Genomic DNA, 11579 nt, shown 5'->3' with positions numbered 1-11579 from the left:
TATAAAAGATGAGTTAAAACGAGCAAAAGCGAGAATCAAATATCTTGAAATGGAAAATAATTTTTTAAAAAAGATAGATGCTCTGGAAAGGACAGTGATAAAATAAATAAAGTTTATGGAAATGATAAATATATTGTAATAAAAAATACCTTTGAACAATGCATAAAATTAAACAAAGAGGATAATTCTTTACCTAAAGTAACAATAAAAGAACTTTGTAAAATAGCTAATGTAAGCCGTTCTGGCTACTATCATTGGTTAAAGCGATATAATGGTTTAGATAAGGATTTTAATGACTATACTTTAATAAAAAATGTCTTTGAATCAAAACATAAAAAGGCTGGATGGAGAGTAATAAAGATGGCTCTTGAAACTGATAACATAATAATGAATCATAAGAAAATAAAAAGAATAATGAAAAAATATAAATTAATGACAAAGGTTAGAAGAAGGAATCCATATAAAAATATTGCCACTGCAACTAAAGAGCATAGAGTAATGAAAAATATTTTAAAAAGAAACTTTACACAAAGCAAACCTTTAAAAGTTTTGCTTACAGATATTACCTATTTACACTATTCAAATGGAAATATAGCGTATTTAGGTGCAGTAAAAGATGTTGCAACAAGAGAAATACTTTCTTATCATATCTCTCAAAATTTATCTATGGATTTAGGTCTACGACCAATTAAAGATATAAGTGATAAGTATTCAAAAAATGATTTGGAAGGTTGTATAATTCATTCTGACCAAGGAATTCATTATACATATCCAGAATTCATATGTGCATGTAAAAAAGCTAATTTAATACAGTCTATGTCAAGAAAAGGAAATTGTTTGGACAATGCTCCAATGGAGTCATTTTTTGGTCATTTAAAAGATGAAGTTAATTATAGAATGTGTAGAACCTTTGATGAGGTAAAAAATCTTGTATCAAATTACATAGAGTATTATAATAATAAAAGAAAACAATGGGGATTAAAAAAGATGACTCCTGTACATTACAAGAATCATCTTATGGTTTCATAATCACTCCGTGGTTTTTTAACTGTCCGATATAAAGGTCTCAGTTCACAATAAGAGTGGTTTCAAAAGATAAATTAATTTTTAATTAACTTTAAGGAAACAATCACTCTTTGTATTAAGTAGATTAAATTCCTTACTTTTATTATACCACAGATACGTTTTTTGTAAAACAGATTCGTTTACAGTTAATAAATAAAAAATCACTAGATAAAGACGATTACTGATATCAACTAATACATATTTAAAATAGGTATATTATAAATCATTTCATTATTCAAAATTCACTTCAATATCTTCAAGGTCTTTTTCATTAATATTTAGGTCTTTCAGAATCTCCCTTTGAGATATTAGTTCTTTTTCATCTATATCTTTCATTCTTATTTCTGTCTCAATAAGAAGCTTACAATCTTCTATATTATTTATCATTTGTAACACCTCCTTAAATATATACCAGAATAGAAAAGAGCCACTTGTTTAAGGTGGCATAGATAAGTAGTAATTCTTATGTAAAATTTTTAAATTTTCTGTTATCTGTATTATATCTTTATTCTACTCCTGTCGTCAATATAATATTAAATTTAACATATTGGAAAATTATGGTATAATATTTTTAGAGACTACAGTTTAGACTATTAGGGTGATGGCTCTTTAGTTAAAATCCCCAGTAAGAAAGGGGGTGAGACTATGGAGTACTTAGTTTTGTTTTTAATAATGATAATTATGATTACAAGAATAATAAATCATTTGACAAAGCTAATAGATGCAATCTTAAACTTGAAAGCATCTATTAGAAAACTAAAGAATCACCAGACTGGCGGGTCTAGTGATTCTGAAAGTAATACATAAATCTATTCTTTTTATTGTTAACTTTAAGAACTACACCCTACAGCAAATAGTTTGTAGTCTCTTTTTTATGTCTTTATAATATAAATTTATATCATTTATATTATTATACTTCAATATTGTCACAACTGTCAATGTTGTCATTATTCTCATTGAAAAATAAAAAGGTCATACTATTAATACAATAACTTCTTAGAACACAATACTCTTTTACAATTGTAGACAATATAATATTAAATTTAACATATTAGTAAATTATGGTATAATATTTTTAGAGACTACATAAAAGACTATTAGGGTGAATCTTCATGTACATAAGCCTTCCCATGTCAAATCAAGATGGGAGGTGATATGATATTATGAAATATTTAATTTGTTTGCTAACGATAATAACATTTCTTACAACTATAATAATCAGTTTGATTAAGTTGGTTCAGAATTTGAATAGACTCCTTAAAGAAATAGATGAGTTTAAGAAAACGTTGCAAAAAATTAAGAATCACCCGAATGGCAGTTCAGGTGATTCTTCTTCCAATTAATTTGCAGTGCTTATTTATGAAGAGACACCCTAGTGCAAATAGTTTGTAGTCTCTTTTTTTATGCCTTTATTATATTACTATTATACTCTAATATGGTCACAATAGTCAATATTGTCATAGTTGACAATACAGAGAAATAAAAAGCATTCTAATTATAGAATCTTTTTTCATTGATATTTATACTATATCCACTATTAACTTTGAATCTTTTTAAATAAATCAGAACTATAGTCATTTATATCAGATATATTTATTATACTATACTTAGATTTTATATTATTAAAGTATTCATCAATAACTTCTTTTTCTATAACATTACTAGAAGATTCATATTTTCCTAATCCTTGTCTATTAATGACCCAAGGTTTTTCCTCATGTGTCATTCTTTCTAACATTTTTCCACTATAGCATCCAAAGTATTTAATCACAGCATCAACAATCTTTTCTTCCATATCATTATCTAATGAAATTATATTGTTCTCATACTCTATTTGATTTCTTCCAAAATCTCTATATTTCTCATATACATTTCTGTATACCGGCCCGTGAACCCATGCTTCACAATCATCATCAAATAAGTAATTATTAGTAAATAATTTAGTAAATGCTTGTGAATAGTATAATAGTTTTTGTAAAGCTAGAGGTGTTATCTCTTCACATTTTGATACTATATATTCAGCAATAATACTTATTCTATCTGTTTCCCAAAATGTATTTTTTTCTTCTATTTCTAAAATAGCATCTCTACATTTTTTATAAGCAATATCCTTTATATTATTTTTATTTTCTTCGAGTATCTTTTTCATTTCATTTGGATTATCAAGTATTAATCTCAATTTATCAGAGTATGGTTTTGTAGGAACATCACCTTTTAAATATCTTGTTATAGTAACATCTCCCCATCCTAGTAATGATGATAGAGGTCTTTTTCCTATATTATATTTTTCTAATATAGATTCAATTTCTTTGATAGTTATAATATCATCCATTTCTCTAATTTTAGTATATAATGATTTTAAGTTTTCATCATTTATGTCATGTACATAGATACTATTTCCACACTTGTCACAGAATGCTTCTTTTTCTAAATATTTTACTTCTCTTCCTCTAGCCTCCTCAATAACTTCTTTTGTCTTAACAGTATAATTTACTTTACATAAACAAAACTCACAAAATGATTTATTTGAATTCTTTGTACTATTATCTATAATTTTATCCTCCATAATGTATCTCTCCTTATAAAATAAATTTTCCCTATTAATTTTCACCTAGGGATACATTTTTTATGTATCCCTTTTATCCTTAGTTAATTAAGTTACATTTTGTGTATAATTGAATATCTTGCAGGATGAAAAGATATTATTATTGTAAAATCTTCATTAGATTCTTGGTCTTCTGCAATATAAAACTTTATATATACTTCTACATCTTCTCTTGTACCATTTAAATTAGTTAGTTCATAGTTCCTCCCAAAAAAGTATAGTATTCTACCCTTATGATTTCTATGCTCCTCAGATTTTGAAAAATCTTCTTTTGTTAAACAATTTAACATTTCTATTTGTTTATTTTTATCTAGATTATATTTCCTTAAGAAATCTTTATTAACTTCCCTGTTTTTCCCAAGAGATATAAGAAAGCAATTACTTTCTAAGCAAGTCTTGAATCTATCTAAAATGGATTCAATTTTTTCAAGTGTTTCAGATGATTCCAAGAGAATACACCCCTCTCTAACATAATAAAGATACATTTTTATCTTTTGTACTTATATAATAACACATTTTTATCTTTAAATCAAGTATAATAACACAAAAACGTATCATTAATATTATTTGTTTTAAAAAATGTATCATTAAATTATGATTTAATGTTTTCTACTATTTTTCTATATACTCTATTCTCTAAATCTCTACCAAACTTCTCTAAATCTTTCATTGTATCTTTAGTTACATTTCCTTGAACAACAAAGAACGGTGAGTTAAAGTTGACTGATGATGTTGGAGATGCACTTCTTGAACGAGAATTTGAAGGTAGTGTGTAATTAGGCATAGCAAATTTACTTAAATCTAATTCATCTAATATATCATTAATATCTTCTAATGTATCTTTACCTTCTTTTAACTTATCAAGCCATTCTTGTTTAGTGACAGAACCCATTGCCAACATACCAGATTCATATTTATTTATATATTCAATGATAGCATCTTGAAGTTTCTTAACCTCTCCATCAAGACCTACAAATTTACCAGAGCTAATTGCCTGATTAATTAAATCAACTAAATTTTCATCTGAATATTTTTTCTCTAATTCTTCTTTTAACTTATCTGCTTCTTCTTGTAGTCTGTCAGATTCCTTGTCATACATATCATTAACTTGGTCGTCTACATGGTCTTGTACTAAATCCTGTAATTTCTTCTGTTCTTCCTTTAATTGTTTTTGTAAATCTTTAAGCTTCTTCTGACCACTTAGAGATGTATCTCTTTCAGCTATTGCTATTTGTTTCTCTAAATCACTTATTACATCTTGTTGTTCTTCATAATCATCTTGATATTTGGCTTCTTTTCTAGAGTCATTGTAAGCATCTTGTTGCTTTTTAAGAGAATCAATTTTAGCTTTAGTTTCCTTATCTATTTCTTTAAGTCTCTCTTCAAGCTCTTTTTTATACATGTCTCTAATTTTTTCTTGTAGACTTTGAGCTTCTTTAAGCTGGTCTTTATAAGCATCTTGAATCTCTTTATTTAAATTTTCTATTTCTTCTTTATTTTGCTTAATTTGATTATTAGCATCAGGTAAATCTTTAAGAAGTAAATCTAAATATTTTTTAGCATTTTCTTCTATTTCTTTATATTTATCTGCATCTTTGTTATTTTTTAGAAACTCTAATTGTTGCCCATAATTCTTTATATCTTTACCATCAGCAGAAAATTCAAACCCTTCTTTTGATAACCCTTCTCTTAACTCTTTTGCAGTATCTTCATAGACTTTAATAACATCTTTAATTTCTTTAGCTTGTTTAGCTAATAATTCTTTTTTCTTTTCAATTAAGTCTAACTTTTCATCGCCTTCAGCATTTTTCATAAGAATGTCTATTAAATCTATTTCATTTTGTATTTCAGTAACATGTTTTTGTGCTGAGGTTAAATCAGCTTCTCGTCCAATCTCTTTTAATTCTTTTTTAAATTCTTCTGCTGCTCGAGTTGATTCTATAAGAGAATTTGTTACCTCTTGTTGAGCATCTGCAACTTTCGGTATCTCAGTAAAAGCAATCTTTAAATATTCCTCAACAACTTTTTTCTCTTCTTCTATCTTTTTCTTACGTTCTTCGCTCTTTTTGCTACCTTTATCACTCTGTGATTGCTTATCTAACTTCTCTAATTCTTTTTCTAATGCAATTAACTTCTCTTCATAATTAGTTAGATTTTCATCATCTGTAAAAGTGTACTTATACTCTTTTTTAAGTCTATCTTGAAGATGATTCTTTTGAGTGTTAAGAGCTTTATCTTTTTGGTTAAGTAATTCTAATTCTTCTTTTTGTGCAGCATTTTGTTCTTCAAGATATTTAAGTTTATCTTTTCCACTTGCATATTTCATTTTCTTATCTAAAAGAGATATTTTGTCTGTAACTTTGGATATTGCATTTTCTAATTCTTTTAGCAAATCAATGCTATATTTGACTGCTGCATCAATAGATTTTGTATCTAATGCTATCTTGGGAGTTTTAGTTATACGAGAGAATTTTTCTGTAAGAGTTTTGATTGGAGATGTGGCTCTTGATACTGCTCTTGAGAATAGAGATGGCTTTGTTACAGGAGTTTCGTCACTTATTGGTGCTGGTTCTGATGTTCTAGGTTGGGATAGATTAGCTGGAATTGGTTGAGATGACTCTAATAACGTTTTAGCACTTTTTCTATTACTTTTTAATCCATCTAGTACATTATTTGCAAATTGAGAAGCTATACCGCCTAGAGTTCCTACTGTACGAAGATGTGCTGTTATTGTAAAGCTCTTATCACTTAGTTTTTTATTCTCAGTTTGACGGATTGTCGCTAATGCAGCAGAATTATTGGCCTTAAGTTTAGCCCATTTATCTTTTAGTGTTTTTTTATCAACACTATCTATATCATTTATAGCTCCTTCAACTGCTGCTATCACTTCAACTTGTTTTTCAGGTGGTAATTTTTCTATTTCAGCAATTAATGAATTAATATCTCCATTAGTTAGTGATTTTATTATATTTATTTTTACATCTTTGTCTAAGTCTAAAGCATTTAATTTCTCAACCTCAGTTTCCCCTTCTGTCTTTATTTGTACAGTTGGAGTTACAGTTTTATTATCTAACTCATCCATTTTTTGTTTAGTACTGTTAAGTCCTTCTTCATTGGTAACCTGAGGACTTACAATTGGAATATAAGATTCATTTCCATATTCATCTAATATTCTCATGCACTGAACAACTTTTTCACTATTATTAACTTGAGGATTTAAATTAGGAGTGTATGTTTTATTTCCATTCTTATCTAATGTCTCTATACATTCAACTACTTGTGATTCACCATTAACTTTTGCATTTACTAAAAGTTCAGCATTAGTTCCATCTGCATTTTGAACTGTATTAACAGTTTTCTCTGCATTTTCTCCTCCTTCAACTTCTATTCCAAGTTGTTTCTTTGTTTCTGGAGGTAAACTATTTATTAATTCTTGTAAGCTACCTGCTTCTTTTAGTTTATCTAAATTATTTACAATAAAATTAATAACAGCTTCCTTTTGCTCGTCTGGAGCCTTATCAAATAATTCTTGCACCATTTGAAGTTTATCTGCATTTTCCATCATAAAACTTAGAGTAAATTCTTTTTTTCCAGATGGAGCTTGATTGAATAAAGAATTCATAACATCAATATTATCTGGATATTTTATAGCAAAGTTTGCAAATTTTTTCTGTAAGGTTTTATCTGTTATCCTATCAAATAATCCTTTTACCTTTTCAAATTCTTCTATACCTTCTATTTTTATTCCATATTTCAATGCTATATCAGGATTTTTAGCCAGATTATCAAGAATAGCTTGATAGTCTTTCGCATCTTCAATTACATCTTTATTTTCTTCCATAAATTTGAGAGTCATTTCTCTATTTGTAGGAAGTTTTTCTATCATATCTTTGACTTTACCTACGTGTTCTTGACCGATGACTTTAGTATCAATTATATATTTTGCATTTTTAGGTAAGGACTCATAGTCATTTTTCATTTGTTGAAGTTTTTTATCATTACTAACATCTATATCATATTTTACAAGATTTTTAAGTGGAATATTTTTTATAGCTTCATCTAAAGAATTAACACCTTCAAATGCTTGACCACAATCAGCTATAAAATTTAATTTAGTATCCTTATCTTTAAATTTGTTTAATTGCTCATCAAGAATATCTAACTCTTTAACGGATTTTATATTAGTATTATCTTTTATTTTAATAGCAATATCTTTATCTTTAAACTCATTTAATCTAGCTTCAAAAGCCCCTATTTCTTCAACAGCTTCTTTATCATTAAATAAAGCATCTATATCTATTTTACCTAAACCTTCATCTTCTAATTCCTTATTTATCTCTTCCAATGCTTTTCTTGCTTCTTTAGTGTCTCCTTGTTGAAAAGCATACATTACTTTTATTGCAAAAGCTTGTTCATCACCAGTAATTCCACCTATAGAAAATTCATTTAACATCTTACTGATTTCTTTTGGAAGGTCTTTATTTTGAGAATACTTTTCAACCATATCCTTTGTTAGATTTGGACTCATCATGTCTTCTAAAGTATTATTGACAGCCTCAAATTGACGTTTAAGTGTTTTAGCCATAGAATCGCCATTTCTTAAATCGTTATCTGTTTTATTAAAAGATTTTAAAAAAGATTCTACTCCTCTTGAAGCTTCATATGACCCCTGTGTTATTCCATCAAGCATATCTTTCCAAAAGTCAACATCATAACCAGTACCATCAGATGCTAATTTTGCTAATTCATCTATCTTTTTATTATAATCTCCAACACTAATTTGACCACTTTGAAAAGCTTTATTTGTTTCATCTAATGATTTTTTAAAATTTGATAAATCAATTCCAGATGAGCCTAATGCCATTATTGCATTTTGTGCTTTTGTAAACTCTTCACTTGTTAAATCTGAAAAATCTAATGAACCTTGGAGAGATAGTATTTCACTTTGAATTTTTGAAGTGAAGTCTGAAAATGAAATATCAGATTTTATACCAGCAAATATTCCTACTCCTGCTTCATTTGATATTTTCTGAATTTCATTAAGCTTACTTTGATATTCACTTTCTCCACTATCAACTATTTTTTGTCTTTCTTCATAGTATTTTTGATATTCTGCTAACGCTTTTTTTCTCTGCCCATCATCTTCAGTTTGAGCCATTAAGAGAGCTTTATTCATTTTTGATTCAGTCTCTACAATTTTTGAATTCGTTTCATTTTGAATACCTGCAAGTTTCTCTTTTGCATCTTTATAATTAACCACTTGGTCAAAGAATCCATTGACTCCTTGTTTTCTAACTTTTCCAGTATCCTTCTCATTTAATTCGTCTAATGCAATTTTACCAGCCTCTTCTTTATCACCAGCCATTAGAGCTTCTTTTCTAGCTATAGCTTCATCTAAATCAGAAATTAAGTCACTAACATCTCCACGCATATTTAAAATAGCGTTTCCATCACTATCAGTTCCTACAACCAGTTCAGGCATCAATTCTGCTATTTCTTTTGTTAATGCTTTATACCTTTCCAATTCTTCTGGAGTCTTATTCGATTTATTATACAATGTGTCATATTCTTTTTGAATACTTTTCAAACCATCTTTTTGACTTTTATATCCATTTATTTCATCTTGAGCAACTTGAATTCTTTCTTCTGCTTGTTCCTTAGCTATTTCATTTCTACGGACGTATTCATCTATCATCTTTACAGCAGTAGATATACCTGCTGTTGCAAGTCCTAAAAATGCACCATTTAATAAAGTTACACCTGTATTTGCAAGTAAACTACCAACCATACTTCTTTTCATTCCATCATTAAGTTCATTTACACCTTTTGAAGCTGAATTAGCACTTTCACCTGTTTTTTTAGACGCCGAATTAACCGCATAAAGTGAACGGATACTTTCTTTTCTTGCATCAGCATTTTGTTTCATAGCTTCGGCACTTTGTTTCATTGAATTGGCAGTTTCTTTACTAGCCTTAATTCCCTTCATTGAAGATTCATTTACTTTATTATTTACTGAAGCAACTTTTTGACCACTAATATATAATTTATTGTAGTCATTTACCATTTTTCCTGTTTCTTTATTATAATTGACAACTGGTAAATTTCTTTTAGTATCATTATTAAGTTTATTAACATCTTTGGAAGCTGAATTTATCATGTAAAGAGAACGTGCATTTTCTTTCATAGCATTAGCAGTTTCTTTACTAGCCTTAACCCCTTTTACTGAAGATTGATTCATTTTATTATTTGAAGATATTACTCTTTCAGTATTAGTGGAAAGTTTGTTGTAACTATTTGACATTTTTCCCAATTCTTTATTATAATTAACAATTGGCAATAAACCTTGTTTCTGATAATTATTTAATTTGGCTTGAGAATTAACGTATGATTTTATAGCTTTTTCAGTATCTTTAGTATCTACTGGTATTAATTTATTCATAGTGTTGGCAAAGTAATTAGGTATTGCTCCTGTTGTGCCTAATCCTTTAATCGTTGCAAATAGTCCACCAATTGAACCTACAGCTAAAGGAATACTCATACCTATCTTTTCAAAACCACTAACAATCTTATCTAAAACATTTACAAAAGAAATAGCAACATCTAATACCCCTTTAAACATGTCAGTAGATATTGTTGTTGTTACTATTTTTTTTAATCCTTCAGATAGTTGTATCATCTTTCCTTCTGCACTATCTACAAATCTTTTATTTTCCTTGTCACTTGAACCTACCATTAACCCCTGTTTATACTGTTCTTGATAAGCTATAACACTTTTCCAATTGTTCATTAGGGCTACAAAACTATTTATGTGATATTTTCCAGCTGCGGCCTCAGCGATACCATTTCTTTGGTCATCATTAAGGTCTTTCCATTTTGTATTTAATTCCCCTAGAACATCCATTGTTCCTTTTATTTCACCAGTCTGTTTATTCCAAATATCTATATTTGCTAGTTGTTTGAAGGCTTTATTTGTTTTATTAGCCTCCAATGTTCCTTCCTTGGCCGAAGCCTTTACTCCTGCTAGATTCACTGCAATACTTTTTAAAGCTGTACCTGTTTTTTCCAAATTGTTATCCTACAAGCTTTTTATCTTGTAGTTCTTACATTTCTTATTAATGTAAGTTCAGCATACATTTTCACCTTCAACTTAATGTTAAGGTGGAGGACACTCGTGGGAAAATTATATTCTATACTATTTGAAACATAAAAATAGTACAGGTTCATTTCCTATGCGTTACGGTGATTAAAGTTTTTTAGCCCTTTAATTTACCTCGGTGGTAACATCTCAGCCTTCACCGATTTTGCCCCCTCATAATATTAGATATTTCTATCTAACACGCCAAAAGTTTAGCATTTTGAGTACTTTCTTGCATTCCAACCACTAATGCAATTGAATCTTCCATTGAAGTTCCAAATCCAGCTAATACACTTGCACTTCTTTGTAATGCTTCACCTACCGATACCTTCAATTAGGTTCGTTAATCCTAACCAGTTCTCTTATGAACTTCTTTATATTTCTATAAAGACGAGACTATATCTTCATCCTATAAGGATGCTCCCCATTTCGATTCACTTGAATCTACAATTAGTCGTTGAACCTTCATCTGTTAAGATGCTTGGTTGCGGATTATCTAATCTTAAGTATTTTTACTCTACCTTTGGAATTACCCATTGCCACTAAGTATATTTCTATCTTAGTTTAGTAACTTAAGCTCTAAAGACTTTCCCGCAGTTAAAGGAGTTTTTAACTATATATTACTATATAGTGCAACTAAAGTTAATCGCCAGTTGTTATTGCAAAATTATTCTTTTATACCCTCGATTTCTCGATATTTATTGTGGGAATAGACTATACCATTATCTTTAATAAGATACTCATTGATAGTCGTTGCGACCTTTCCATATTCAT

At 28.5% G+C, this 11579-nt stretch carries 7 protein-coding genes; 2 read left to right on the top strand and 5 right to left on the bottom strand.

Annotation, left to right across the window (positions count from 1 at the left end; translation table 11 throughout):
* Positions 1–102: 102 nt before the first annotated feature.
* On the top strand, positions 103–1029 hold the full coding sequence (locus KGF42_RS03910; RefSeq protein WP_311315297.1) for an IS3 family transposase: 927 nt from the start codon (positions 103–105) through the stop codon (positions 1027–1029).
* A 267-nt stretch (positions 1030–1296) separates the two neighbouring features.
* Here KGF42_RS03910 and KGF42_RS03905 read toward each other — a convergent pair whose 3' ends face one another.
* Complete coding sequence (locus KGF42_RS03905) at positions 1297–1452, bottom strand: hypothetical protein (RefSeq protein ID WP_227821730.1); 156 nt, start codon at positions 1450–1452, stop codon at positions 1297–1299.
* Positions 1453–1710: 258 nt separating this feature from the next.
* Here KGF42_RS03905 and KGF42_RS03900 point away from each other — a divergent pair, with 258 nt between their 5' ends.
* On the top strand, positions 1711–1872 hold the full coding sequence (locus tag KGF42_RS03900; RefSeq protein ID WP_018112694.1) for a hypothetical protein: 162 nt from the start codon (positions 1711–1713) through the stop codon (positions 1870–1872).
* Positions 1873–2602: 730 nt separating this feature from the next.
* Here the strand turns inward: KGF42_RS03900 and KGF42_RS03895 are convergent.
* The 4 genes from KGF42_RS03895 to KGF42_RS03880 form a co-directional block, all read right to left on the bottom strand.
* Positions 2603–3631 carry a type II TA system antitoxin MqsA family protein gene (locus tag KGF42_RS03895; protein ID WP_227825795.1) on the bottom strand — a complete coding sequence of 343 codons (1029 nt, stop codon included), beginning with the start codon at positions 3629–3631 and terminating at the stop codon, positions 2603–2605.
* A gap of 92 nt (positions 3632–3723) precedes the next feature.
* Entirely contained in the window at positions 3724–4119 is a 396-nt protein-coding gene (locus KGF42_RS03890; RefSeq protein ID WP_227825794.1) for a hypothetical protein, read from the bottom strand.
* Positions 4120–4262: 143 nt separating this feature from the next.
* The gene (locus KGF42_RS03885) at positions 4263–10736 is read right to left on the bottom strand and encodes a hypothetical protein (protein WP_227825793.1); all 6474 of its coding nucleotides are present in this window, start codon (positions 10734–10736) and stop codon (positions 4263–4265) included.
* Positions 10737–11001: 265 nt separating this feature from the next.
* The gene (locus KGF42_RS03880) at positions 11002–11139 is read right to left on the bottom strand and encodes a hypothetical protein (protein ID WP_227825792.1); all 138 of its coding nucleotides are present in this window, start codon (positions 11137–11139) and stop codon (positions 11002–11004) included.
* Positions 11140–11579: the final 440 nt, after the last annotated feature.

The organism is Clostridioides sp. ZZV15-6383, assembly GCF_020657735.1.
Taxonomy (GTDB): Bacteria; Bacillota; Clostridia; order Peptostreptococcales; family Peptostreptococcaceae; genus Clostridioides; species Clostridioides difficile_D.
This window is presented reverse-complemented; position numbering and strand designations above follow the sequence as displayed.